This window comes from Nocardiopsis sp. LOL_012 (assembly GCF_048060475.1).
Classification (GTDB): domain Bacteria; phylum Actinomycetota; class Actinomycetes; order Streptosporangiales; family Streptosporangiaceae; genus Nocardiopsis.
Genome location: NZ_JBHMIV010000025.1, coordinates 40,168 through 66,008, shown reverse-complemented (window position 1 = coordinate 66,008; position 25,841 = coordinate 40,168). Strand labels below are relative to the sequence as shown.

Annotated in this window: 18 protein-coding genes; 1 reads left to right on the top strand and 17 read right to left on the bottom strand. The window is 72.5% G+C overall.

The window, feature by feature from the left end:
* The 14 genes from ACFHWE_RS16480 to ACFHWE_RS16415 all read right to left on the bottom strand — a co-directional run.
* The coding region (locus ACFHWE_RS16480) for an amino acid adenylation domain-containing protein (RefSeq protein ID WP_416602530.1) at window positions 1-7,323 on the bottom strand (7,323 nt) is incomplete at its 3' end.
* Window positions 7,320-8,480, bottom strand: coding sequence for an aromatic ring-hydroxylating oxygenase subunit alpha (locus ACFHWE_RS16475; RefSeq protein ID WP_416602529.1), 1,161 nt, complete (start codon window positions 8,478-8,480; stop codon window positions 7,320-7,322). The genes ACFHWE_RS16475 and ACFHWE_RS16480, both read right to left, overlap by 4 nt.
* A 110-nt stretch (window positions 8,481-8,590) precedes the next feature.
* Window positions 8,591-9,829 (bottom strand): NAD(P)/FAD-dependent oxidoreductase, encoded by a 1,239-nt coding sequence (locus ACFHWE_RS16470; protein WP_416602528.1) that lies wholly within the window; start codon window positions 9,827-9,829, stop codon window positions 8,591-8,593.
* An 814-nt stretch (window positions 9,830-10,643) separates the two neighbouring features.
* Window positions 10,644-12,803: a hypothetical protein gene (locus tag ACFHWE_RS16465; RefSeq protein WP_416602527.1), complete on the bottom strand. Its 2,160-nt coding sequence runs from the start codon at window positions 12,801-12,803 to the stop codon at window positions 10,644-10,646.
* Window positions 12,804-12,902: 99 nt separating this feature from the next.
* Complete coding sequence (locus tag ACFHWE_RS16460; protein ID WP_416602526.1) at window positions 12,903-14,525, bottom strand: DUF6297 family protein; 1,623 nt, start codon at window positions 14,523-14,525, stop codon at window positions 12,903-12,905.
* Window positions 14,522-15,196, bottom strand: coding sequence for an ATP-binding cassette domain-containing protein (locus ACFHWE_RS16455; protein ID WP_416602525.1), 675 nt, complete (start codon window positions 15,194-15,196; stop codon window positions 14,522-14,524). Before ACFHWE_RS16455 ends, ACFHWE_RS16460 begins: the two co-directional genes overlap by 4 nt.
* A gap of 89 nt (window positions 15,197-15,285) precedes the next feature.
* On the bottom strand, window positions 15,286-16,080 hold the full coding sequence (locus tag ACFHWE_RS16450; RefSeq protein ID WP_416602524.1) for an SAM-dependent methyltransferase: 795 nt from the start codon (window positions 16,078-16,080) through the stop codon (window positions 15,286-15,288).
* A gap of 247 nt (window positions 16,081-16,327) precedes the next feature.
* The gene (locus ACFHWE_RS16445; RefSeq protein ID WP_416602523.1) at window positions 16,328-17,044 is read right to left on the bottom strand and encodes a hypothetical protein; all 717 of its coding nucleotides are present in this window, start codon (window positions 17,042-17,044) and stop codon (window positions 16,328-16,330) included.
* A gap of 202 nt (window positions 17,045-17,246) precedes the next feature.
* Window positions 17,247-18,488, bottom strand: coding sequence for a cytochrome P450 family protein (locus ACFHWE_RS16440; protein ID WP_416602522.1), 1,242 nt, complete (start codon window positions 18,486-18,488; stop codon window positions 17,247-17,249).
* A gap of 55 nt (window positions 18,489-18,543) precedes the next feature.
* On the bottom strand, window positions 18,544-19,767 hold the full coding sequence (locus tag ACFHWE_RS16435) for a cytochrome P450 (protein ID WP_416602521.1): 1,224 nt from the start codon (window positions 19,765-19,767) through the stop codon (window positions 18,544-18,546).
* The gene (locus tag ACFHWE_RS16430) at window positions 19,764-20,378 is read right to left on the bottom strand and encodes a GTP-binding protein (RefSeq protein ID WP_416602520.1); all 615 of its coding nucleotides are present in this window, start codon (window positions 20,376-20,378) and stop codon (window positions 19,764-19,766) included. The genes ACFHWE_RS16435 and ACFHWE_RS16430 overlap by 4 nt, the downstream gene beginning before the upstream one ends.
* Window positions 20,359-20,718, bottom strand: a complete 360-nt coding sequence (locus ACFHWE_RS16425; protein WP_416602519.1) for a DUF742 domain-containing protein — start codon at window positions 20,716-20,718, stop codon at window positions 20,359-20,361. Before ACFHWE_RS16425 ends, ACFHWE_RS16430 begins: the two co-directional genes overlap by 20 nt.
* The gene (locus ACFHWE_RS16420; RefSeq protein ID WP_416602518.1) at window positions 20,715-21,119 is read right to left on the bottom strand and encodes a roadblock/LC7 domain-containing protein; all 405 of its coding nucleotides are present in this window, start codon (window positions 21,117-21,119) and stop codon (window positions 20,715-20,717) included. The genes ACFHWE_RS16425 and ACFHWE_RS16420 overlap by 4 nt, the downstream gene beginning before the upstream one ends.
* Entirely contained in the window at window positions 21,119-22,492 is a 1,374-nt protein-coding gene (locus ACFHWE_RS16415) for a sensor histidine kinase (protein ID WP_416602517.1), read from the bottom strand. The genes ACFHWE_RS16420 and ACFHWE_RS16415 overlap by 1 nt, the downstream gene beginning before the upstream one ends.
* Window positions 22,493-23,125: 633 nt before the next feature.
* On the opposite strand from ACFHWE_RS16415, the gene ACFHWE_RS16410 reads away from it, so the two are divergent.
* The gene (locus ACFHWE_RS16410; protein WP_028649405.1) at window positions 23,126-23,500 is read left to right on the top strand and encodes an RNA polymerase-binding protein RbpA; all 375 of its coding nucleotides are present in this window, start codon (window positions 23,126-23,128) and stop codon (window positions 23,498-23,500) included.
* A gap of 86 nt (window positions 23,501-23,586) precedes the next feature.
* On the opposite strand, the gene ACFHWE_RS16405 is transcribed toward ACFHWE_RS16410, so the two are convergent.
* From ACFHWE_RS16405 to ACFHWE_RS16395, 3 genes are all read right to left on the bottom strand, one after another.
* A complete protein-coding gene (locus ACFHWE_RS16405) occupies window positions 23,587-24,396 on the bottom strand; it encodes an HAD-IIA family hydrolase (protein WP_416602516.1) in 810 nt (269 codons plus the stop codon).
* A gap of 79 nt (window positions 24,397-24,475) precedes the next feature.
* Complete coding sequence (locus ACFHWE_RS16400; protein WP_416602515.1) at window positions 24,476-25,228, bottom strand: SCO1664 family protein; 753 nt, start codon at window positions 25,226-25,228, stop codon at window positions 24,476-24,478.
* Between the two features lie 10 nt (window positions 25,229-25,238).
* On the bottom strand, window positions 25,239-25,817 hold the full coding sequence (locus tag ACFHWE_RS16395) for a DUF3090 domain-containing protein (protein ID WP_416602514.1): 579 nt from the start codon (window positions 25,815-25,817) through the stop codon (window positions 25,239-25,241).
* Window positions 25,818-25,841 lie beyond the last annotated feature (24 nt).

Below are 25,841 nucleotides of genomic sequence, written 5' to 3'. Positions count from 1 at the left end.
CGCCTCCAGCATCGTCACCGTCCCCGCGTCCACCCCCGCGTCCCGCAGCGCCGCCGACACCGCCTCGCGCTGGGCGGCACCGTTGGGCACGGTCAGCCCGCTGGTACGGCCGCCGTGGTTGACCGCACTGCCACGGATGACGGCGTGCACCCGGTCACCCTCGGCCAACGCCCGCTCCAACGGCCTGACCAGGACCGTCACCACTCCCTCACCCGGCACGAACCCGTCCGCGGCGGCATCGAAGGCCCGCGACCGCCCCGTCGGGGACAGGGCCTTCAGGCTGCGCATGGCGTGGTAGTGCAGGGGCGACAGGGCGAGCCGGACCCCGGCGACGAGGGCCTGGTCGCACTCGCCCTGGCGGATGCTGCGCACCGCCTGGTGCAGCGCCACCAGCGACGACGAGCACAGCGTGTCGATGGTCATACTCGGCCCGCGCAGGTCCAAAAAGTGGCTCACACGGTTGGCGAGGATCGCGTTGTGGTTGCCCAGGGCCGCGGCGGTGGGCACGACCTCGCCCACCACCTGGTCGCGGTAGTGCTGGTAGCTGGCCCCCACGAACACGCCGACGGACAGGTCGCGGCGCGTTCCCGCGGGTCCGGCGTCCTCCAGCGCCCGCCACGCCGACTGGATCAGGTGCCGCTGCTGGGGGTCCATCCACCGGGCGTCGGCGGGCGGGATGCGGAAGAACTCGGGGTCGAACTCGTCCCACTCGCGCACGAACCCCGCCTCGCGCAGGTAGACGCTGCCCGGTGACTGGTCGTCGGAGTAGTACTCCTCCAGGTTCCACCGGTCGGCGGGGACCTCCCGTACGTGGTCCTCGCCCCCGGCGAGGACCCGCCACAGTCCGTCCAGGTCCGGAGCGCCCGGGAACACGCCGTCGATCCCGACGACCGCGATGTCGTGACGGCCCTCCGACGGTGCGGGTGCGGGAACCGGACGGTCCGCGGGCGCCGCGGCGGGCTTCGGGGCCGGTGGCCGCGGCGCCAGCCCGTTCGCCGCGGAGGTCGGCTCGGGACGTGCGGGGGGAGGTTCCGGGTTCGGCGCTCCGGGGACGGAGTCCACCCCGTACCGGTCGCGCAGCTCGGCGATCAGGGCGGTGACCGTCCCCGTCTCCAGAATGAGGGTGGGGGGAAGTTCCACGCCGAGCCGTGCGCCGAGGTCCTCGGCGGTGGACACCGACAGCATGGAGTCCATGCCCAGCTGCTGGAGGGGCGCCTCCGGGTCGATCTCCTCGACGTCGAGCTCCAGGGCCCGGGCCACCCAGTTCGCCACGGCCGAGGCCAGGTCCTCGGATGCTCCGGGGCCGGCGGACGCCTCGCCGACGGCCGGGCCGTGGCCGTTGGCCGAGACCGCGGGCGGCCGGAGGCCGGGCGCGGGTCCGGGCAGGGTCCGCCCAGTGGCTGGAGCCCCCTCGACGGCCCCGTTCGGCGGTGCGGACGAGAGCCGCTTCCAGGTCATCCCGTGCACCTCGACCACGGGCCCGGAGGCGTCGGAGACCACCAGGCTCGCGGTCACCGTCTCACCGCCCGCTGCCACCCGGTCCCGGCGCGCGTACACCCGTACCGGGCCGTCGAGCCGGCCCAGGACGCGAAGCGAGCGCACGGAGAAGGGCACGTACAGGCCTCGCGCGCCGCACGCCACGAGGGCGACCTGGAAGGCCCCGTCCAGCAGGCGCGGGTCCACCCCGGCACCGGTCCCCCCACCGTCCAGGGAACCGAACGCCTCACCGGGCAGGGCCGACACCGACCTCACACACCTGAACCCCGGACCGTACTCCAGGCCGGCCTCGGCCAGGGCCTCGTACATCGCCGCCACGTCCACCGGGCGGGCACCTTCGGAGTCCCCCTCCCCCAGTTCGGGGGGCGCGTCGTCGCCGACGCGTGCCGTGCAGAGCAGAGCGCCCGATCCGTCACGGAACGCGACCGCCCCCTCCTCCAGCGTTCCGCTGAGCGAGACCGGGTCGACGGCGGGAGCGCGAAACACCAGGTCGGTGAGGTGGAACGCGGTCCGGCCGAGCAGTTCCGCGGCCCGGAAGGGGTACCCGGCGGCCGGGAGCACGGGCCTGCCCCGCACGATGTGTTCGGCGGCCTCGGGCAAGTCCGGCCAGCTCACCGCGGTGCCGGTGGAGGGCGCCGCCGCGGGTTCCAGCCACAGCCGCCGCTCTTCGTGGGGCACCGACGGCAGCCGGACCCGGGTGTGCCCGGCGCCGGGAAGAAGGTCGTGCCCCTGGGCGTACAACCGGGCCGCACGGTCCAGTTCGGCGCGGGAGGCCGACGCGGTCGGCCGCTCCTGCACGCCGGCCCGTTCCGGGGCCCGCCCGGTGTAGAGGGAGCGGCTGTCGCCGATCCCGGCCAGGAACAGGCGGAGCTTGTCCTCCAACTGTTCGGTGTCGGAGACGACGCAGGCCAACCGGTGGCTCCGTCCCGGCCGGTCCTGGGCCGTGGCGCACAGCGCGGCCAGCGGCGGCCGGTGCGGGGAGTCCAGCAGGAGCAGGTAGCGGCGGGCCAGGACCCGCAGGGATTCCTCGGAATCGGCGCTCATGACCATGAGCCGAGGGCCGCCCGTCTCCGGTTCCGCGGCTTCCCCGGAGGGGGCGGTGAGTACCGCGTGGGCGTTCACCCCGCCGAACCCGAAACTGCTGACACCCGCGGCTGCGGGACCGCGCCACTCCTCCGGACGCGTGGACACGTACAGGGGCGAGTCCTCGAAGGCGAAACCCCGGTTGGGCACCGACAGGTGCGCCATCGGCGGGATCCGGCGGGCCTGGAGTGCCAGCACGGCCTTGATCAGCCCGGCGATGCCCGCGGCGGGTTCGAGGTGGCCGATGGCGTTCTTGACCGATCCGATCGCGACGGAGCCGCGCGGGTGGTCGGCGAGGACGGCGCGCAGGGACTCCAGTTCGATGGTGTCGCCCAGGCTCGTGCCCGTGCCGTGCGCCTCCAGGTACCCGAGGCGCGACACTCCCGCCTCGGCCATGGCCCGCCGGACCACGTCCTGCTGCGCGGTGGTGCTCGGTGCGGTGAGGAAGCCGGAGTGGTCGCCGCTGTGGTTGACGGCGGTGCCGTTCACCACGGCCAGCACGGGGTCGCCGTCGCGCCGGGCGTCGCTGAGCCGTTTGAGGACGACCACACCGCAGCCCTCGCCCCGCACGTACCCGTCGGCGGCGTCGTCGAAGGTGTGGCAGGCGCCCGTGGGCGAGAGCATGCCGTTGCGTCGGAAGGACAGGCTCTTGTCCGGGGTCAGGATCAGGTTGGCCGCCCCCACCACGGCGGCGTCCACGGTGCCCGCCCGCAGGTAGGTGCGCGCCTGGTCCAGCGCGACCAGTGAGGAGGAGCAGGCCGTGTCCACCGCCAGGCTCGGCCCCGACCAGCCGAAGGTGTAGGAGAGCCGGTTGGCGACCATGGACAGGGCGGTCCCGGTAGCGGCGTGCGGGTCCTCGTGTCCGACGCTGCCGGCCAGGAGCGCGGGGAAGTCGCTGGCGATGGTGCCGACGAACACCCCCGTGGCGGCGCCGAGCGCGGGACCGTCGTAGCCGGCGGACTCCAGCGCCTCGTCGGTCACGCTGAGCATCAGCCGCTGGAGCGGGTCCAGGCGCCGCGCCTCGCGATCCCCCAGGCCGAAGCGCTCGGGGGCGAAGTCCTCGACACCCTCGATCCAGCCGGCGAGGTGCCCCCGGGCCTTCTCCCACAGGTGCCCCCATCCGCGGTGGCCCTCAGGGGCGGGCCGCACGCGGTCGACCCCTTCGGCCAGGTCGGACCAGAACTCGTCCGGGGTGGCGGCGCCGGGGAAGCGGCAGGCCATGCCGATGACGGCCAGTGCGCCCTCCGGGGCGGGGGTCTCCGGGTGCGGCTCGGCCGGGGCCGCTCCGGGCGCGGTGGCGGACGCCGCGGGGCCGCGGAGGGCCTCAGCGGACACGTCGGCGGTGGCCTCGGTCTTCTGGAGGTCCGGCGGCGGGGCGTCGGAGAGCCCCAGGGCGGCGGCGAGCCGTTCGGGGGTGCCGGTCGCGAAGATCAGGGGCGCCCCCACCTCCACACCCAGTTCGCCGGTGGCCGCGGAGGCGGCCCGGACCACGTTGGCCGACTCTCCGCCCAGATCGAAGAAGTTGTCCGCCTCGCCGAAACCGGTGTGCCCCAGGACCCGGGCGAACACCTCAGCGATACGCGCGGCGGCCGTGCCCCGGGCGGGCTCCCCTGCGGCCGGGGCCTGCGGCGGGACGGTCGGCGTGTCGCGGCGGAGCACGGTGTCCCGGGTCGGTACGGGCAGGCGGGACCGGGCGACCTTGCCGTTCTCGGTCAGGGGCAGGGCGTCGAGCCGCACGTAGGCGTCCGGAACCATGTATCCCGGCAGCCGCTCGGACACCCAGGCGTCCAGGTCGGCACGGTCGGGCGCCTGGCGGGCGACCAGGTAGGCGGTGAGCCGCGGCTCGCCGGTCCCCTCGAAGGGCACCGCGGCCACGACGGCCGCCGACACGCCCTCCAGCCGTTCCAGGCAGGCTTCGACCTCGGCCGGTTCGATGCGGTTGCCGCGCACCTTGACCTGGGCGTCGGCGCGGCCGAGCCACTCGATCGAGCCGTCCCGGTGCAGGCGGACGTCGTCCCCGGTCCGGTAGGCGCGCCGCCCGTCCGGCAGGGTCGTGAACACCTCCGCGGTCAGGTCCGGGCGTCCGCGGTAGCCCTCGGCCAGGCCGGCCCCGGTGATGTACAGGGCCCCCGTGCCTCCGGGCCGCACTGCGGCCAGATCGCCGTCCAGCACGTGGAGCCCCAGCCCCGGCAGCGGCTCCCCCAGGGGGACGAAGCCTCGGCCGGGGTCCCGCACCCGGTGCGCGGAGACCCAGATGGTCGCCTCCGTGGGGCCGTACATGTTCCACAGTTCCGCGTCCGCCCCGTACAGGGACTCCGCGACGGCCAGCGGCAGGGCCTCGCCCCCGGAGAGCGCCACCAGGCCGGGCCGGGGGCGCCATCCGGTGTCCAGCAGCAGTCGCCACAGGCTCGGTGTCGCCTGCACCAGGTCCACCGCGTCCGCCAGGTCGGTCAGCGCCTCCGGGGAGGCGACCGTGTCCTCGTCCGCGAGTTCCACGGTGGCCCCGCGTACCAGGGGGAGGAGGAGTTCGAGGAGGGAGATGTCGAAGGCGACGGTGGTGTGGGCGAGCACCCGCGCGCCGGGGTGGAGGTCCAGCACGTCGCCGACGCCCTCCAGGAAGTTGGCGAGGGCGGCGTGCCCGACCTCGACCCCCTTGGGCGTACCGGTGGATCCGCTGGTGAACAGAATGTAGGCGAGGGAGGAGGCGCGGTCCGCGTCGCCGCCCGGCTCCGGACGGCTCCCTGCGGCCGGGACTGGCACGGGGGTCCCCAGGAAGTGGGCCTCGCCCTCCCGTTCGGCCGTGGTGAGGATGAGCGAGGCCTCACCGCTCTGCGCGTAGGTGCGCAGCCGCTCCTGCGGGTAGCCGGGGTCCAGGGGCAGGAAGGCCGCCCCGGCTCGGGCCGCGCCCAGCATCGACGGCACCAGTTCCGGGCCCCGTCCGGTGAGCAGGCCCACGACCGACCCCGGCCCGGCACCGCGCGCGGCCAGCTCGTCGCGGATCGCGGCGGACCAGGCGTCGAGTTCGGCGTAGGTGATCGTGCTGTCGGCGGTGCGCACGGCCACGGCGTCGGGGCTGCGGTCCCACACGCGGGACACCAATTCGACGACGGTGGCGGGAGACCGGGGCTCCGCGGCCGTGTCCACGGTGTCCGCGGTCGCCGCGGCCTCCGTCCGCTGCGGTTCCGGTTCCGGGAACATCCGCTCCTCGACCAGGTCGACGAACTCCAGCGCCTGGTCACGGGTCATCGCGGTCTCACGCGCGAACACCGCAGGGACCCCCTCGGGCGGCAGTACCAGGGCGATCTCCGTATCGGATGCGACCGCCGCGGGGTCCTCCCTGAAGCGCTCCAGGACCATCGCCCGAGTGAACGAGGGCCCGTCGGCCCCCGGAGGCCGCGCGGCCATTCCCAGGCGCACCTCAAGGTCGGTGGCGTACAGGCCCCAGCTCCGCACCCGGTCCAGCTCCGCCTCGGTGCGCTCGGGGTCGCGGACGTCGAACCGGGCCGGCACACGCATGGTGGCCAGTCCGTGTGTGCGTTCGGCCAGGTCCTGGGCGTCCCGGGGCGACCAGCCGAAGTCGAAGGAGGAGACCCCGGCGCGTTCGGCCAGCACCTCCAGGAACGCTCTGCGCACCCGGACACGGTCCTCCTCGCACATCGGCAGGAAGGCGAGTTCGAAACGGTGGTAGTGGGAGGCCTGCGCGGAGAAGTCGTCGGCCTCCAACGGGAGGGTGCGCACGTCGGCGAGGCGGTCGCGCCACCGGTGCTCGCGGCGGCGCAGGCCGGGCTGGGCGCGTTCGACCACGGCGAGGAAGCCCTCGGCGGGCGCGGGGACCGGCTCACCCTCCCGCAGCCCCAGCCGCTGGGCGGCGCCGCGGCCGCTGAGCGCGTCTCCCTCGGTCGAGGTGAAGTCGCTCAGCACCATGTCGGCGTCGGTGGCGGCGATGCGGATCTGGGCGTCGGTCACGCTGAGCACGGTGGCACGGGCGCAGTCCCCGTCCCGGTCGAGCACGCGGATCTGGCCGACGAAGACGGAGTCCCGGTCGGTGGCCAGCGCCGGAATGCCCACGGGGTTGGGGAAGGAACCGAAGTCCATCGCCTTGGACAGGCGTCCGGCCTCGGCCGCTGACATACCCGCGTGCACGACGCCGCCGCCCGCCATGCGGTCGGCGCGGGCGAAGTAGCGGCGCTCGGCGGCACCGTCGGTCGGCACCGGGTCGGGGAGGCGCCCCTGGGCCAGGAGGGGGGCCATCTCCGTGAACAGGTCGATCCCCGTCTGAGCCGTCTCGTAGGTCAGGGAGAGGGCGGTGGACAGTTCGCGGACGGGGAACCAGCGTTCGGCCACCACGGCGCCGGCGTCGACCTGTTCGGTCATCAGATGCCAGGTGGCGGCGTGTCTGCGCACCCCTTCGTACAGTGCCCAGGAGGCGATGTTGCTGCCCGCGAACGCCGGGAGGGGGCCGTCGTGGAAGTTCAGAGCCGCGATCCGCGGCAGGGCGAGGACGTCCGCGGACAGGACACGGAAGTTGACGATGCTGAACAGGAAGTCGAAGGGGCGGCCGGACAGGGCCTCGGCCAGGTCGCCGCGCGGGTCCGGGGTCTCGATGCCGTGTTCACGCGCCCACCGCAGCACAGCCGCGTCCTCGGAGAGGACGCCCCGGACCCGGACGCCGTGGTCGAGCAATGCCTCCGCGCAGGAGACGAGCACCCGTGTGCCCCCGATCAGGTAGCAGTCCACGCTCATGCGCCGCCCTCCGCGTCCTGCGTGTGGCCGAGGACCCAGGCGTCGATCTGGGCCACGACCTCCTCGTCGAGGGACAGTTGCCCCGGGCTCCACCTGGGGTTGGACAGTCCGCGGTGGGTGCGCTCGCACAGCTCCCAGTCCTCGTAGTTGGCCTTGTCCCACAGGGCGAACACCGGTTCGTGTGAGAAGTCCTCCTTGGCCGTCTCGTCCGGGTGGAACAGCCAGAAGTGGCGGACGACGCAGGTCCCGGGGCTCTCGGGCCACACCCACTGCATCATCACGTAGTCACTGGTCATACCGAAGAGCAGGTTGGGCAGGATGGTGATCCAGTTGACCTTGCGGCGGTCCTCGGGCGGGACGAGCGGCATCGGCGCACGGTCGCTGCGGCCGGTGGTGGAGATGGAGTTGTATCCCTCGCGCAACATCTGCCAGGCCCCGACGATGTCGTCGCCCTTGAGGTCGTAGGTGCCTGCGGCGTCGAAGTCGGTGACCTTGTGCAGGTCCTTGTGGGCGGTGGGGAAGTGGAGGCTCTCGTTGACGTTGTGCGCGACCAGCTTCCAGTTGGAGGCCACGGGGTAGTCCTTGTACTGGACGCACTTCAGTTCGGCGAGCTCGTAGGCGTTCGCGAACCGGTCGAACTCTCCCAGCGCCTCGTCCAGGTCCGGCGGGTCCTCGGCGAAGCAGACGAAGACGACGCCGTGGCGGACCTCGGTGCGCACCCGGAGCAGTCCGTTGCTCTCCTGGTCGAAGAAGTGGTCGAAGTAGGTCCCGTTGAACGACTTGAGCCCGCCGTTGCGGTTGTAGACCCAGCAGTGGTAGATGCACACGAGGCTCTGCCGTTTGCCGACGGCCTCCTCCACCAGCTTGTAACCGCGGTGGCGGCAGTAGTTGTGGTAGGCCTGGATCCCGTCGTCCCCGTGTAGGAGGAGGACGGACCCGCTGCCGATGTTGAGGGTGGTGAAGCACCCGGGTTCGGGGAGCCGGGAGACGTGGTCCACCGGCAGCCAGCGTCGCCCGTAGATGCTGCGCATCTCTCGGGAGAACTGCTCCTCGCCGGTGTAGAACTCGTGCGACTGGCCGACACCGCCGGTGTCGAAGTACTCGCGTTCCTCGTTCTGCTCGCTGATGAGGTCGAACATGCTGGATGCTTCGGACATGACGGCTCCCAGAAGGTGGAGACGGGGGCGGGGGGCCTTCGACGCGGCCCGGGGCGGACGGCTTCGCGACGGGGGAGGCGGGGTGGGGGAAGCGGGGGGGGGGAGACCGGTCAGGCGGTCGGGTCGTAGATGCGCTCCTCCTCGGGAACGCCGACGTCGTCGTAGAGCTTCTGGAGGCCTTCGGGAGAGAAGATCGCGTCGCCGGGAACGGTGCCCCCGATGATGCCGAGCATGGTGTCGGTCCACTTCTGGTCCTGCCCGATCGCACCCATGACCGCACGGTAGAAGGGCGGCAGGTCCAGTTCGGCGAGGGTACAGGTGAAGTCGTAGACCGGAGCGCTCTCCTCGTCGCGGGCGGCGGCGTAGTCGGCCAGCGCCTCGTCCATGGGGCGTGTTCCGGCCAGTCCCTCGTCGAGCCGGTCGGCGAGCATCTCGGCGTGCAGGAAGGCGTCGGCCATGCCCCATCCGGTGAAGGGGTCCTTGTGGTACCCGGCATCCCCCACGAGGGCCCATCCGGGGCCGTAGGCGGTCCGGTAGTAGTTGTCGGGGTTGCGCATGGGCCGGAACGGCTCCACCCGCTCGCCCTTGGCCCTCAGCTCCTCGGCCATGTCCGGAACCACGTCGTCGAAGGTGGCCAGGAACTGCTCCTCGGGTTCCTGACGGAACTCCTTGAGATGGGAGCGGTTGCAGATCACGGCGAGCATGGTCAGGTCGTCGTTGGTGGGCCACGTGCCGATCCACCGGCGATTGTGGCCGGTCTTGTGGTTCAGACCCCAGCCCAGACCGCGGTAGTAGGAGTAGTAGATGAAGTTGGCCGAGGGGCGCACGTTGTAGTTCTGGGCGCCCACTCGGCGCGCGACGGTCGAGTGGAAGCCGTCCGCCCCGACGACGACCCTGGCACGCAGCTCCTTCTCCGGGCCCTTGTCCTCACGTCCGCGGACACCGACGACCCGCCCCTCCTCGAACACCAGGTCGGTGACGCCGAAGTTCTCGACCACCTCCGCTCCGGCCTCGCGGGCGGCGGTGACGAGGGTGTCGTCGAGCAGGGTCCGGCGCGGGCAGTACACCGCGTCGATGCCGTCGACCGGGTCGGCGAACCCGTTCAGTTCGATCCCCTGGAAGGAGAAGTGCATCTTGCGGATGGCGGGGGTGCCCGCCTCGATGATGGGGGCGAGTACACCCCATTCCTGAAGCTTGAGCAGGGCCGTCTGGTGCAGGTAGTGGGTAGAGACGGTGTCGCTGGGGAAGGAGGCCCGGTCCAGCACCAGGACACGGTGTCCCTTCCGTGCGAGGAGCATGGCAGTCGGAGAGCCGGCGCACCGTGCGCCGACGACGATGACGTCGTACATCTTCACCTTTCCCTAAGTATGGGAACAGCCATGACACAGAGTCACCGCTCTGTCCCCTGGAAACACGGTCCCACATTCTGAACTCGCCCCGAAAAACAGCTTCGGCTCTTTTTCAGGCGCGAAACAAATCCCACACTGACACCCGAACCAAGTCAAAGAACACTTCGGATTTGAACAGGCACGAAGAGTGAATTCTCACAGTCATCCGAACAGGGGAGGTCTCGTGAAGTGCCGCTCCGACCAGGAGCCCAGGACGTCAACCGAGCCAAGGGGTGAAATAAGTCACACAAGCCGCAGCCTGCCCGGGAGCACTGCCAGACCGCACTGGAGAAGTAGTCGCACACGAACCTGATGTAGTGACAGCAGGCCACTCCACCCCTTCAGCGCAGCCGAGAGAACAGGTCGGCGGACACGTGGACCGCCCTCTGGAGAGGAACGTTCACAGTTAACGGAAAGCCAATTCCAGACCACCGCCCGCCAAGGCTTCCCGATGATTTCCTGGTCACCTCCGCCTGGCTAGAGAATTTCCGTTCACCTGAGGGACGAAAAAGCCCGCGACAACTGTCAACGGACTTATGTCCCACAGCCCCTGAGGGGGCCTCCCAAGGCCGCGGCTCCAAAGCCGCACGTATACGACAAACCTGATTCCGGTTTTCAGACAGCCAGAATCTGCCCCGTGCAGGCACACGGAACCAGAACGGGACACCAGCGACGGGAGGGACCACACGTGACGGCTACGAGCATCGCCCGCCACAGACGCACCACAACGACGAAGCCGCCCCCGGTGTCCGGGGGCGGCGCGGCGGACGGTCGCTCAGAAGCCCATGCCGGGGCGCGAGGGGAGGACCTCCTCGGGGGCGGGGACCATCAGGTCGACGGGGGCGCCGACACTGCGGAAGGTGTAGTCGCGGACCCAGTGGCCCACCTCGGGCGGCGGTCCGGTGTTGGGGACCTCCACCGCGAGGTTGAGGGGGGCGCGGTCCTCGCCGACGATGAGCACGAACCGCCGGGTCGCGCCGTCGTCGGCGGTGTAGGTGCCCTCCAGGCGGGTGCCGGAGACCAGGTCGCCGGTGGCGGGTTCGACGCTGGGGTCGTAGATGTGCCAGAGCTCCAGGACCGGCGCGAACTCCGTGGGTTCCTCCGAGGTGACCTCGCCGGTCTCGGCGATGGCCGTGAGCGGGCCCGCCACGGCCTCGGGCGTGTAGTCGGACGGGTCGTAGGCGGTGCCGCCGGTGTCGTCGAACCAGGCGTTGGTGCCGAAGTCGTTGACGAGCATGCGCCCGTCGACGTACATGCTCCAGTCGTACTCGGAGGCGTAGGTGCCCACCTGGCGTTCCATCGCCGAGCCGTCGTAGGCGTAGTTGTCGAACCAGACCTGCATCCCCGACGTGCCGAAGGGGTCGGCGGGCGGGTCCTGCTCAGGGCCGGAACCGTCCCCGGCGTACTGGTGGACGGACACCTCGAAACTGTCGGCGTCCAGGAAGGCCTCCAGGGACGCGGCGGCCAGGCCGACCCCGGTGGGGTCGGCGGAGGCGGGGTCCTCGGACCCCTCCACGGCCTGGGGCGCCGCCATCGGCTCGTCGCCGCCCGAGCGGTTGAGCAGCAGGTAGCCGCCGCCGGTGACGATGCCGACCGCGACGACCCCGGCGGTGATGAACACGGCGGCCTTGAGGCCGCCGGAGGCCGCCGCGCCGCCGGCCGGGGCGGAGCCGCCCGGCGCCGGGCCGGGTTCGGGGCTCAGCATCTCGGAGAGGGAGCGGGCGGAGCGCCCACCGTCCGAGGGGATGCCCACCGGGATCGGAGCGGATCCGGAGGGGGGAGGCGGGCCGTAGGAGGGCGGCACGGAGAAGCCGCCGTCGGAGGGGATCCCGGCCGGGGCCGCGCCGCCACCGAGGGGTTCGGCCGGTGCGGGCGGGTGGGAGTGCGCGTCCCAGCCCTTGGCCGGGTGGTGCGCGGGCGCCGACCCGGAGCCGGGAAAGGGCGCGGAGGGCACCGCGGACCCGTCGGGGGCGGGCGCCGGTCCCGAACCGGGGAAGGGTGTCTGCGGGGCCTGCGGAGCGGACGGCCCCCCACCGGCCGCCAGGGACGGGCCGTCCGCGGGCGCGCCGCCGTAGTCGGCGGCGGAGGCGTCGCCGCCCCCCTGGCCCACGGCGTTGCGCCAGCGGGCCGGGGCGTGCCAGGAAGTGTCGGCGTAGGGGCCGTGCTCGGCGATCAGGGCTGCCAGGCGCTCCGGCCACTGCTGTGCGGGGACGTCCTCGCCGATGCCCAGGATGAGCAGGAGTTCGAGGTGGACCTCCTCCATCTCGGGGCGCGCCGCCGGATCCGGTGACAGGGCCCGGCGGATGAGGGAGTCGAGCCCGTCGGGGAGGTGTCCGGGGCGGGCGGGGGTGCGCCCGGCGGCGAAGAGCACGAGCCGCGCCCAGGAGGCCACGTCGCCGCTGGCATCGGACGCGGAGCGGCGGATCCAGCGGCCGAGCCCGTGGTCGACCAGGCGGGGTCCGTCTGCGGTGATGAACGCGGTGTCGGGGCCGACGTCGCCGTGCACCAGGCCTGCGGCGTGCACGGCGCAGACGGCCTCGGCGTACCCGGCGGCGGCGGTGACCAGGGCTCGGCCGGTGATGGGCCCCTGTTCCTGGAGCTGTCGGCGCACGGTGTGCCCTGGGAGGAAGGGGACGGCCGTCCAGGGGGCGCCGCGGTGGAGGCCTCCGTCGCGGGCGACCACCGCGCACAGGCCCGAGGCGGCGCGGGCGGCGGCGATCCGTTCGGCGAGCGCGGCCTCGGCCCCCGGCTCGGTGCGCACGTCGGTGCAGGTGAGCGCGGTGGGGGTGCCGTCGTCGGAGAGGGCCGCGTAGACGGTGGCGGCGGAGGCGTCGTAGAGCCTGCCGATGAGCTGGTAGGAGCCGATGGTGTGCGGGTCACCCGGAGTGAGCGGCGTGACTCCGGGTGGCAGGTGTCGTGCGGGGGGATGGGCCATGGCGGGGGCGGTTCTTCCCTAGAACATGAAAGGCGTGGGCGTGGGTTACCGGGGAGTTCGATCGTAGACGTAAGTGAGACGCCCCAACAAGACGTAGTGTCACCGGACGCGCCGGGCGCGGAGTCGGACCCACCACACCAGGGCGGCGGTGCCCGCGGCCGTCCACAGGAGGTCGGCCCATCCCGCGCCCAGGCCGATGCCGGGCGCCGTCGGCCACGAGGCGGCCAGCGCCCCGAGCGGGCCCGACAGGTGCCAGGAGGCGATCTGCAGCGGGGCGGTGTTGCCGAAGGGGGTCTCCACGCCGAAGGAGAGGTGCCCGGGCATGAGTCCCCGGTAGGCGCCGGCCAGGGCCCCGGCGACCAGCGCGGGGAGGGCGAGGAGGAGGTCGAACGGCGCGGCGGCGCCCTGCCCGGCCAGGAACAGGAGCGGAAGGGCGGCCGCCGCCGACGTAGCGGCCAGCGGCCAGATCCCGTGCGCCAAGGCCAGGGTCCCCGGGGAGCGGGGCGGCAGGTGGCGTGCGCGCCGGGGGTCGGCGGCGTCCATGCGGGCCCCGGCCATGAGCCGGGAAGCGGCCGCGTACAGGCCCGCCAGGGGTGCGAGGGCGAGTGCGGCGGCCGCACCGGCCGACGGCCCGGGTTCGGCCAGGACGGCCAGGGCCGAGGCGGCGGCCAGGAGCAGCGCACCGGCGACGGTGTAGGGGGCACGCAGGGCGCCCAGCAGGTCGCGCCACGGGACCAGGAGGCGGGCGCGGCGCGGCGGGCGCACGCGGAACGGCAGGCGGCCTCCGTCCCTCCGGCGGCGCAGGAGGGCCTCGTGGAGCCAGCCCGGGTCGTGTAGCCACAGTCCAGCGCGCAGGCCGTCGGTGACCGCCGAGCCCGCTCTGAGTTCGGCTGAGGACACCAGTGGCAGGGACCGGTGAGCACACGTGAGGAGGAGGGCGGTGGCCGAGCCCAGAAGCGTGAGGGCCGCCCACGGGTGGGTCCCCGGGGCGCCGAGCGGCGCGGCGAGGGCCTGGGCGGCCCACCCCCAGGGGCCGCTCCAGGCGGCCGGGGTCCACAGCGGGACGGGCGGGAGCGCGTACCAGGTGAGGGCGGCGGCGGTGAGCAGCAGTGCCTGCGCCGCGGCGTGCCAGGGGCGGAGCCGTTCCACGGCTCGTGCGGCGCGGGTGGCGGTCAGCGTTCCGACCGCCACGCTCAGCACCCCTAGCAGCGCCCCGGCGGCCGACGCGGCGGCGAGGTCGGCCGGGGCGATCGGCGGTAGGAGCACGGTGCGGGCCGCGACCGCCACGGCGAGCGGGGCGGCCAGGGCCCCGGCCGAGGCCCGGAACAGGACCGAGCGGATGAGCTCCGGGGCCAGCAGGGGCGCCCGGTCCACGGGCAGGCGCAGTACCCAGTCGATCACGGGGGCGCTCAGGTGCAGCGGTCCGCGGACGGTCGCCTCACGTGCCGAGGCCCACAGCGCGGCGAGTGCGGCGGCGGTCAGCGCGAGCCCTGCGGAGGCCGCGTGGTGTTCGGGCCAGGCGGCGGAGGGGGCGCCCACCGTTCCAGCGGTGAAGGCGGCCAGCGGCGGGAGGACGAGGACGGCGGTGAACAGGACGGCGTAGACGGCGAACGCCGTGTCCCCGGGCCGCGGCGGTCTCCGGTGCCGGCGCAGCAGCCGCAGCACGTCGGCGGTGGCCCGGTCGGCGCCGTGGCGTTCGGTGTCCTGGGCGGGGGCGCTCACGCGGGGCGTGCCATGTCGTGGACCTCGTGGGCCAGGGATTCGACGAGGGGGCGGTGGTGGGTGGCCAACAGGAGGCAGGCCCCGCCGTCCCGCCTGGCACGCAGGACGTCGGCGAGCCACCGTCTGGCCTCGTGGTCCAGGTGGCGTTCGGGCTCGTCCAGGAGCAGGAGGTCGAGGACGGGCGGCAGGAGCAGCGCGGCGATCGACATCATCTGCCTGAGTCCGCTGCTGAGCCCGTCCGGGGCGAGTCCGGCGTGTGCGGACAGGCGACACTCGTCCAGGACCTCCTCCACCCGGGCCGGGGCCCGCCCGCCGAGCCCGTGGCCGACGGCGGTGAGCTCCAGGTGCTCGCGGACGGTGAGGTCGGGGAAGAAGGCAGGGGCGTCGAGGACGGCGACACGGCGGCGGAAGGCGGGATCGGCCTGGTCCGGCGGGGCGCCGAGGACTCGGACGGCGCCCTCGTCGCACGGTTCATCGCCCGCGGCCATCCGCAGCGCGGTGGACTTGCCGCACCCGTTGGGTCCGGTGAGCGCGGTGCACGTCCCGGGCCGGACTGCCAGGTCGAGCGGGCCGACGGTGTGGAGGGGGCCGTAGCGGCGTACGGCACCCTCGAAGCGGACGGCGGGCTCCCCGGCGGGGGCTCCTCGGGGCGGGCACGTGTGGGACGGCATGGACCCAAGGTACGAGACCGGGTCCCTGCGTACGCGCACGGCCGCCCGCGAGGCCGCGGGCCACGAGGAGGCACGCGGTGCCGCCCCCGTCAGGGCTTGCGGCCGACGGCGCCGTAGCCGTCCACCACCGGCGGGACGCCGAACTCGGTCTCCTCGTAGCGCCAGCGTGTCACCGACACCACCCCCGGCTCCACCAGCTCCAGGCCCTCGAAGAACCCGCCGATCTGCTCCGGGGAGCGCTGGATGTAGGGCTCTCCCCCGCTCTCGTCGTTGTACTGGTCGTGCGCCTCCTTGTTGGCCTCGCTGTGGGCGTTCGTGCCGTCGTTGACCGCCAGGTAGCTGCCGGGCGGCAGGGCGTCCACGAGCACGCGCACCAGGCGGCGGGCCTCGTCGTAGTCGGGGATGTGGCCGAGGATGCCCATGAGCATCAGGGCGATGGGGCGGCCGAAGTCCAGGCGTTTGCGGGCCTCGTCCAGGATGCGCTCGGGCTCACGCAGGTCGGCGTGGACGTAGTCGGTGGCGCCCTCGGGGGAGCTCGTCATCAGGGCTCGGGCGTGGGTGAGCACCAGGGGGTCGTTGTCGACGTAGAGGATCGTGCTCTCGGGGGCGACCGCCTGGGCGACCTCGTGGGTGTTGTCCGCGGTGGGCAGCCCCGTGCCCACGTCCAGGAACTGGCGGACCCCGGCCTCCCCGGCCAGGTAGCGGACCGTGCGGCCGAGGAAGGCCCGGGAGGCGCGAGCGCCCTGCGCCATGCCGGGGAAGACCTTGAGGAAGGCCTCGCCGGCCTCCCGGTCGACGGGGTAGTGGTCCTTGCCGCCGAGCCAGTAGTTCCACACGCGGGCCGAGTGCGGGACGGTGGTGTCGATCACGGGCCGGTCGCCCATGGCGCTCCTTCGGAGGTGGGAGGAAAGTACCGGACATCCTTCCAGAATCCACCCCGCATACCAACAGAACCGCTGCGGGGGCGGGCTTGTGGGCCGGGAGCAGCCTCAGCGGTACCGGCGGTGCGGGTGGGGTGCCGGGCGCCTGCGGGGGCGGCGAGCCGCGCACGGTGTGTCCGCTAGCGGACACACCGTGCGCGTATGGGCGATCCGTACCGGGAAGGGGACACTCCTTTCGGCCCGGCCGGTGTCAGGGGACCGGAACGGTGAGGTCGACGAAGGCGGAGCACTCCTCCAGGCACCCGGTGAGCACGACCTCCCCGCCGAGGTCGACGTCGCGGAAGTACAGGGCGGCCTGTGTGTCGTCCCCGGCGTCGAGTTCGCGCTCGCCCCCGGCGGCCTGCGCCCGCACCTCGTCGTCGCCGGGGCCCCGGTAGACGGCTCCGGAGAGGTCGAGGTCCGCGCTCTCCTTGGTGGAGATCCCCAGGACGACCACCATGACGGGGTCGGTGACGCTGCGGTAGGCGGTGAGGACCGTGGCCTGGATCCCCGTGGAGGAGGCCGGGTCCGTTCCGCCTTCGACGAGGTAGGGAGCGGGGTCGAGGCCGTCGACGCGGAAACCGGACACGAGGCCGTCCTCGTAGGCGAAGTCGGTGAGGTCGGCACAGCGGGTCCCGTCGGCGGGCGGCGCTTCCCGGCAGATCCGGACGCCGCCGTCCACGGGTTCGGCGGTCTCGTCGGCCAGGGGGCGCCCCTCGTCGGCCCAGGCGCGGGCGACGTAGGTGCGGTGGCGGAGGTAGGTGTGGGCGGTGGAGCCGTCGGTGGCACTCGTCCACCCCTCGGCCATCCGGTCGGGGTCGCCCGTGGCGGTGAGCGCCTCGGTGTAGTCGCGTGCGGCCTCCTCCTCGGCGGCGGCCGGGGCCGAGGCGGCCAGGAGCGCGGCGGCGAGCAGGTGTGTCGGGTGCACGGGGTCCTCCCCCACCAGAGGTACGCATGCTTCTTATGAGAAGTTCGTGACCTTATGAACCATTCGGTGGCTTTCTTCCTCGGCGCGCGCCACGGGAAACCCAACCACGAGCACGGAAAGGAGAGGATACGTGACCCCGGGTAGTGGGTCCGGAATGAAGCGGCCCCGGCCGCCGGGGGGTGTGCGGCCGGGACCGGGTCCGCTACGGACGCAGGCGGACGGGGAACTCGGCGAGGCTGGTCACCGACAGGGCCGACTCGACCCGCAGCTCCTCGTCCGGGACCGCCAGTTCCAGGTCGGGGAAGCGCTCGAAGAGCATGGGCAGCACGATCCTGGCCTCCAGGCGCGACAGCGGCGCCCCCGGGCAGATGTGCGGCCCGTACCCGAAGGTGATGTGCCGCCCCCGGGTGCGGCTGGGGTCGAACACCGAGGGGTGGGGCTCCTCACCGAACTCGGTGCGGTCGCGGCTGGCCGCACCGTAGTGGGTGGCCAGCGCCTCGCCCTTGCGGATGGTGTGTCCGCCCAGCTCCACGTCCTCGGTGGCGAAGCGGAACATGAAGACGTTGTTGGGCGGGTCGTAGCGCAGGACCTCCTCGATCACCGCGTCCCAGGAGATCTCCCCCTTCTTGAGCAGGTCGAACTGCGCGGGGTGGGCCAGCAGCGCGCGGACCGCGTTGTTGAGGAGGTTGACCGTGGTCTCGTGTCCGGCGGCCACCACCGTCAGCAGCGTGATCACGACCTCCTCGTCGCTGAGGCCGTCGCCCTCCTCCCCCGCCTGGAGCAGGTCGGTGGTGAAGTCGTCCCCGGGCTGGGCGCGCTTGCGGGCCACCATCTCGGAGAAGAACTGGAACAGCTGGGCGTAGATCTGGAGGTGCTCGCCCTCCTCGCCGGTGCCGGAGAAGAGCTTGCCGTACATCTCGCCGAGCTGGGAGTACTCGGATTCCTCCACGCCGTACAGCAGCCCGATGACCGACATCGGTACCCGGAAGGTGAACTCCTTGCGCAGGTCCAGGACCTCGCCCGCCCTCGGCTCCAGGGCGTCGAGCGCCGCGGCGGTCACGCGTTCGATGTCGGGGCGCAGCCGCTCCACGCGGCGCGCGGAGAACGGGCTGGAGGTGAGCTGGCGCATGCGCCGGTGGGCGGGTCCGTCCAGGGCCAGCATGTTGGTGTTGTCCCGGGGGATGGTGCCCAGCAGCGGCCACCCCTCGTCCACCCTGCCGTTCTGGTAGTCGGCCCAGTGGTCGACGCTCTTGGCGAAGCGGGGGTCGTTGAGGGCGGCCTTGCTGACCTCGTGGTGGGTGGTGGCCCACGCCCGGACACCGCCGGGCAGCTCGATCCGGGTGACCGGTCCCTCCTGGTAGAGGCGCTCGCGGTCGGCCTGGACGTCCTCGGGTACGGCGTGGACGAGGGGGACACCGTCTGCGGCGTGCATGGGACAGGACATGGTTCTCTCCTTGTGGGGGCGCGGTGACTGTCCTGGTGCGGGGTAGCGGGGGTCTTCAGAGCACCGTGTGCGGTGTGGTGGGGGTGAAGGTCGCGGGCAGGGAGACCACTCCGCGGACCCAGGGCGAGGGACGCCACTGGACCTCCTCGGCGGGGATCGCCAGTTCGAGGTCGGGCAGGCGGTCGAGGAGGACCTCGACCGCGGTGACGGCCATGACCTCGGCCAGGCCGCGCGCGGCGTGGGGGCACCCGTGCTCACCGTGTGAGAAGGACAGGTGGGCGTGGTTGGTGCCGGCGGCGGCAGAGCGGCCGGGCGGGTTCAGCCACGGGTCCTGGTTGGCCGCGGCGAAGCCGAGCAGCAGCAGGTCCCCCTCCCGGATGATGCGGTCCGCCAGTTCCACGTCGTGGGCGGCGAAGCGGCCCGCGTTCATCTGGGAGGGGGAGTCCTCCCACAGCACCTCCACCAGGGCCTCGCGCACGCTGCTGCGCGCCCCGGACAGCGATGCGGAGAAGCGGTCGTCGGTGAGCATCAGCCGCAGTGCGTTGCCGATCCACTCGGTGGTGGTCTGGTGGGCTCCGCCCAGGATGGCCACGAGCTCGGCGACCAGATCCTCGTCACCGTAGCCTGCGGGGTGGGCGATCAGCCGGGACACCACGTCCGGTCCGGGCCGCTCACGGCGCTCGGCGATCAGCCCGCCGAACGCCGCGGCGATCCTGCCGTGGGCCTCCACCGATTCGGGTCCCGCGTTGAAGACCGTGGTCAGAGCGCTGGCGATGTCCTCACCGCGATCATCGTCGAGGCCGTACATCCAGCACAGCAGCAGGGAGGGCAGGCGCTCCGCGTACTGGGTGCGCAGGTCGGCGCCGCCGGAGCCGCAGAAGCCGTCGATGAGCCGGTCGGCGATGCGTGCGGTGACCGTCCGCAGTTCATGGGGGTCGGCGCCGTTCAGTGCGTCGTTGACTGCCTCGGCACGGCGGCGGTGGTCCTCGCCCTCGGCCGAGAGCAGGTTGGGCAGCGGCACCAGTACCGGCAGCAGCGGCCAGTTCTCGGGAACCCGGTCCCAGGCGTTCCAGCGGCGCGGGTCGCGCGCGAACACCGAGGGGGTGCTCAGCACGTGGTGGAGTTCGCGATAGCCGATGACCAGCCAGGCGGGGACGTCCCCCTCCAGCAGGACCGGCACCACGGGCCCGTGCTCCTCGCGCATGGACCGGTAGAGGGCGGAGGGGTCATCGAGTCCGGAACCGTACAGGCGGACGGGGCTGCCGGTGTCAACGCTCACCGCGGGCCTCCTGAGACAAGGGATCGGACGTGTCGGACGAGGGTGACGAGCACCTGGCGCGCGGAGTCGCGTTCGCGCGCGTCGCACCGGATCAGGGGGACGGCGGGGTCGAGGTCGAGCGCGGCACGGATGTCGTCGAGGGTGTGTTCGGCGTCACCGAAGTCGTTGTGGGCGACGATGAACGGCGTCTTCTGCGCTTCGAGGCGGTCGATGGCGTACCAGGAGTCCTCCAGGCGTCGGGTGTCGACGAGGACGACGGCGCCGAGGGAGCCGGTGAGGACCCGGTCCCACAGGAACCAGAAGCGCTTCTGGCCGGGGGCGCCGAACAGGTACAGCACGGAGGTGGCGTCCAGCGTGATCCGGCCGAAGTCGAAGGCGATGGTGGTGGTGCGCTTGCCCTCGACCCCGCGCACGTCGTCGACGTTCGCGGCGGCCTCGGTCATCGTCTCCTCGGTGGTGAGGGGACGGATCTCGCTGACCGAGCGCACCAGGGTGGTCTTGCCGACGCCGAAGCCGCCCACCACGGCGATCTTCAGGGCGTGCTCGACGGTGCCCGGAAGGGGGGACTCCGGGGTGGGGGCGTCGGCGGCGTCACAGGTTCTGGAGTGCAAGGAGCACCTTCTCCAACACGTCCGGTGAGGTGGTCGGGCGCGCTCTGGAGGGCGCGCTCCGGGGGTGGCGGGCGGTGGCGTGGCCGCCGTCGAGGAGGTCCGTGACGAGGATGCGCGTAATCGCCAGGGGCAGCTCCAGGTGCGCGGCGATCTCCACGAGCGCTGTCGGTCCGCGGCATAAGCGCAGGATGCGGGCGTGCTCGGACTGCATCCCCGCGGTGGGGGCGTTCTCGGCGACGATGAGGGCGACGGAGTCGAGGGCGTCGTCGGGCGCCGAGCTGCGGCCCGAGGTGATGACGTAGAGCCGGTCGGGGCTCTCATCGTGGTGGGACCGGCTCATGAGGACCCGTTGGCGGCGCGCAGCGGGGTGGTGAGGTGCTCGCCCATCTGCTCGACGAGTTCGTGCATGTTGTGGCCGAGCAGGCCGGGGTCGGCGTCCTCGGCGGCGATGACGGCCAGATGGGTGCCGTGGCCGGCCTCGACGATGAAGAGCAGGCCGCCGTAGAACTCGGCCATGGCCTGGCGGACACCGCCGTCGCCGGAGCCGAACTCGACGGAGGCGCCGTGCACCAGGCTCTGGAGTCCGGCGGCGATCGCGGCGAGGTGGTCGGCCTTGTCGGTGTCGAGCGCGGCGCTGTGGCAGAGTTTGAGGCCGTCGCGGGAGAGCACGAGTGCGTGCCTGGCGCCCGGGGTGCGGTCGAGGAGGCCTTCGATGAGCCAGGTCAACTTTTCGAGGTCCATCACACGTCCTTCGGTGTTGCGTCCGGGTCCTGTCCGCGCACCGCGGTGCGGAAGGCGCGAAAGCCCCCGGTGGACTGGGTGGGTGTCTTGGCTGTGGGGGCGGAGCGCTCAGGTTCGGGTCCGGCCTCGGCCAGGGTGCGGCCTCTGCGGCGGACGGGCAGGCCCTTGACGGAGTCGCCGGTGGGCGGCTCCGCGGCGGCTCGGCTCCGGTGCCCGGCGAACGGTTTCTCGTCGCCGGCGGGGGCTGTGGCGGGGGGTTCGGGAAGGGCCGGCTCCTCGGAGAGGGACTTGACCAGCTTCCTGGGGATGAGCAGGACCACGGCCGTTCCGCCCCGGGAGGAGGGGCGGAAGGAGACCGACAGGTCGTAGCGGCGGGCGATGTGGCCCACCACGGACAGGCCGAGGCGGGTGCCCGAGATCGAGGTGATGTCGAGGCTGTCGTCGACGGCCGCGCGGGCGCGTCTGAGCGCCTCGTCGCCCATCACCAGGCCGGCGTCCTCGATCATGACGGCGATCCCGGCCTGGACCTCCTCCACGTGGACGTGGACCTCGGTGGTGGGCGGGGAGAACTTGGCGGCGTTGTCCAGCAGTTCGGCCAGGGCGTGGATGACACCCTCGGCGGCGAACCCGGCGACGGCCAGGCCGGTGGCCTCGTGGGTGCGCACGCGCTGGTAGGAGCCGATCCGGGACATGGCGCCGCGCAGCAGGCTCTCCACCCTGATGGCCCGGCTCCACCTGCGGCCGGAGCGGGCTCCGGTCAGGACGGCGATACTGTCGGCGACCCGGCCGGTCTGGGCGATGCTGTGGTCGAGCTGCATGAGGTCGCCGAGGACACCGCCGTCGGTGCCGTCGCCGTAGCGGTCCTGCATGCGGCGCAGGTCGGCGAGCATCGCGGTGGACATGGCCTGGACCCGGCCGGCGGCGGTGGCGCAGGCGAGCATCGCGGCGGTTCGGCGGCGCTCGGCGGTGGCGATCTCGGTGGCGACGGCGCTCAGCAGGTCCTGGTGGATCGGGTCCTCGGGCAGGGTGTGCCGGGACAGGGCCGTCTCGGCGGAGTCCCCCGAGCGCAGTCGCCCGACGAGGGCGGGCAGGTGGCGCTCGGCCAGGGCCGCGGTGCCCGCACGCTGCTCTTCCACGGCCCGTTCGAGTTCGGCGATACGGCGTTCGCGCTGGTTGACCAGAACGGCGAGGAAGCTCAGGAGGGCGAGGGCCAGCCCTCCGGCCAGGAGGACGGACGCGAGTGCGCTGTCGCGGGCCGCCCAAAGCGCCCAGGCCCAGAACGGGAGGACTGCCAGGGGGAGCAGGAGCCAGCGTGGAACGGCGAGCCACGGCGGCAGGGGCTCCCGGGCGAGCGGGGGATTCCAGGTCGTCATCGTCTCCAGCATCCGTACATGGGTCGCGGTCGGGCAGAAGGGGTGTGGGGATCCACGCATGGGCGCTAGACCGCAAAAAACGTTGAAACATCACGAATTCGACGCCATTCACACACAGCGAGAGAACATACCACCATGGATCTGAAATGACCACGTGGTCACCATGCGTGATGATCAGTACGAACATGAACGCTCTTCACGAACCGGTGGAGAGCCACAACTCCTACACCAAAGGCAGTTTGGCTCACAAGTCCCGGCCAGAGCTTTTACAGTGAACAATCCCAGAAATACTCACAAAAAGGACATAACCAAGCGATCGGCGACCACCACAGGACACCGGAACAGCCAACGAAACACGGCGGAAACACCGCCCGGGGGGAAGGAGCAACACTGACCATCACGGAACGTCATCAGAAGACGGGCCATTCTTTCCTTACGTGGAATCACTCGATCCGGGCGTCGGGAGCCCTGCTCCCGAACGTCCCCCCCAGGCGCCCAGTCGGGCCGACGGGCCGGAGAAAGGCGACCCGGGGCCGCCACGGGTGGTTCGACCCCAGGTCCGCGGGGAATCTTGACGTGGACCGACGCGTTACACCCCGCGAAACCGCACGAGCGCCTGGAGGCACCCACACGATGGCCGAGCGAGCACTTCGCGGCACCCGGCTCGGAGCGACGAGCTACGAGAACGACCGCAACACCGATCTGGCTCCGCGACAAGAGGTCACCTACGACTGCACCCGGGGCCACCGCTTCTCGGTCACCTTCGCCACGGAGGCCGAGATCCCCGCGGAGTGGGAGTGCCGCTTCTGCGGCGACCGCTCCCTGAGGCGGGACGGAACCGGTGAGGAGCCCAAGAACGCCAAGCCGGTACGCACCCACTGGGACATGCTGCTGGAGCGGCGGAGCATGGAGGACCTTGAAGAGGTCCTCGCCGAGCGCCTCGCCCTGCTGCGAGCGCGCCGCCGCGAGGAGGCGGCCAAGGTCGAGGAGCTCGCCAATCAGGAGTAGCTCCCACCCACGCAGGGCCCGTAGGGGACCGAACGGGGGCGGCGGACACCGTGTCCACCGCCCCCGTCCCGTACCGCGGGTCCGGCTCAGCCCTCCTGGGCGAAGGGGGCACCTGTCCTGCCCACCAACTCCTGCACCGACCCGATCACCTTCGTGGGGCGGTAGGGGAACTCCTCGGCGGTGTCGCGGCCGGAGATCCCCGACAGCACCAGGACGGTCTGCAGTCCCGCCTCCAGGCCGCTCAGGACGTCGGTGTCCATCCGGTCGCCGACCATGATCGTGTTCTCGGAGTGGGCGCCGATCCGGCGCAGCGCCGACCGCATCATCAGGGGGTTGGGCTTGCCCACGAAGTAGGGGCGCCGACCCGTGGCCTTCTCGATCAGCGCCGCCACCGCGCCCGTGGCCGGCAGCCGCCCCTCGGCGCTGGGGCCGCTCTCGTCGGGGTTGGTGGCGATGAAGCGCGCACCGGCCTCCACGAGGCGGATCGCCCGGGTGATGGCCTCGAAGCTGTAGGTGCGGGTCTCCCCGAGCACCACGTAGTCGGGCTCGGTCTCGGTCATCACGTAGCCCGCGTTGTGCAGCGCGGTGGTCAGACCGGACTCGCCGACCACGTAGGCCGACCCGCCCGGCCGCTGGGTCTGGAGGAACTGCGCCGTGGCCAGCGCCGAGGTCCAGATGGACTCCTCCGGAATGTCCAGCCCCGAGTGGAGCAACCGGGCGCGCAGGTCGCGCGGGGTGTAGATGGAGTTGTTGGTCAGCACCATGAACGGGACGCCGTTCTCACGCAGCTCGGAGACGAGGTCGTCGGCGCCGGGGACGATGTGGTGCTCGCGCACGAGCACACCGTCCATGTCGAAGAGGTAGTTCCACGCGTGTTCGTTGCTCACAGGGCCCATTGTGCCGCCGACCGGGGCCGGGGCACGCACCGGCCGGTGGGGCGCGCCTCACACACCGTCCGCTGCGCACGGGAACGCCTCACACGGGCGGCCAGGGCACCGACGGCCAGTCGGGCGACGGGTAGGGGTGGATCCGGTGCTCGATGAGCAGTTCCACCCGCCTGCGCACCGCGCGGCCCTCCGCCCCGGTCAGGTGGCGGTCCAGGGTGTGCGAGAGCGCGCTCCCACGGTCGGCGAGCAGGGCGCGCACCGCCTCCAGCGCCTCCAGGGACTCCGCTGTGAGCGCCTGCCCCTGCCACTGCCACAGCACGGTCCGCAGCTTGTAGTCCTCGGCGAAGGAGACACCGTGGTCGCAGCCGTACAGGTGGCCGCCCGGGGTGGGCAGCAGGTGGCCGATCTTGCGGTCGGAGTTGTTGATGACCGCGTCGAAGACCGCCATGCGGCGCAGGCCGGTGTGGCCGGCCTCCCGGGAGAGGGCGACGAGGTCGACGGTGGTGTCGCCGTGCACCCACAGTTGGACCATGCCCTCGCCGAACGGCCCGTCGCGGTGGACGGTGGGCGGGACCACGCCCCACCCCAGCGCCTCGGAGACGGCGTAGGCCGACACCTCCCGCCCGGCCAGGGTGCCGTCGGGGAAGTCCCACAGCGGCCGCTCCCCCGCCACCGGCTTGTACACGCACGCGGCTGAGCGCGCGCCGTCGGAGACGGTGCAGTACAGGGTGGCGTTGGAGGCCGATGTCAGGCGGCCCTCGACGGTCAGGTCCCCGCCGTGGAGCAGCTCCAGGCCCTCCGCCGTGCCCAGGCCGTCGAACGCGCCGGTCGTCTCGCTCATCGGGTCCGACTCAGACGATGCGGCCCGGCCGGTAGCCGTTCTGGCGCACGCAGATGTGGCCCTTGGGGTCGAGCGGCCGGGCGCACAGCGGGCACTCGGGCCGGCCCGCCGCCACCACCTTCAGCGCCCGCCCGGCGAACGCGCGCGCCGCGCCGGGGGTGAGGTAGACGCGCAGGACGTCGCGGTGCGGCGCTTCCTCGGCGAAGACCTCGATCTCCTCCTCGTCGTCCTCGGTCAGCTCCTCGTCGGAGCCATCCTCGATCTCCTGGGCCTCGATGATGACGCGGGCCGCCTCGGCGTCCCAGGCCAGGGCGAGGGTGCCCACCCGGAAGTCCTCCTCGATGGGCATGCGCAAGGGCTCGTCGTCCTCGGGCGGGACCGCGTCGTCGGGCGGGGGTCCGAACCGGCGGTGCACCTCTTCCAACAGCTCTTCGACCCGGGTCGCCAACGCTTCCACCTGCGCCTTCTCCAAGACGACACTGGTGACACGCCCCTCCCCCACGGCTTGGAGGAAGAAGGTGCGCTCTCCCGGCTGGCCCACGGTCCCGGCGACGAACCGCTCCGGCGGATTGAACTGAAAGACGGGCATGCCATGCACCCTAAGGGATGGCGG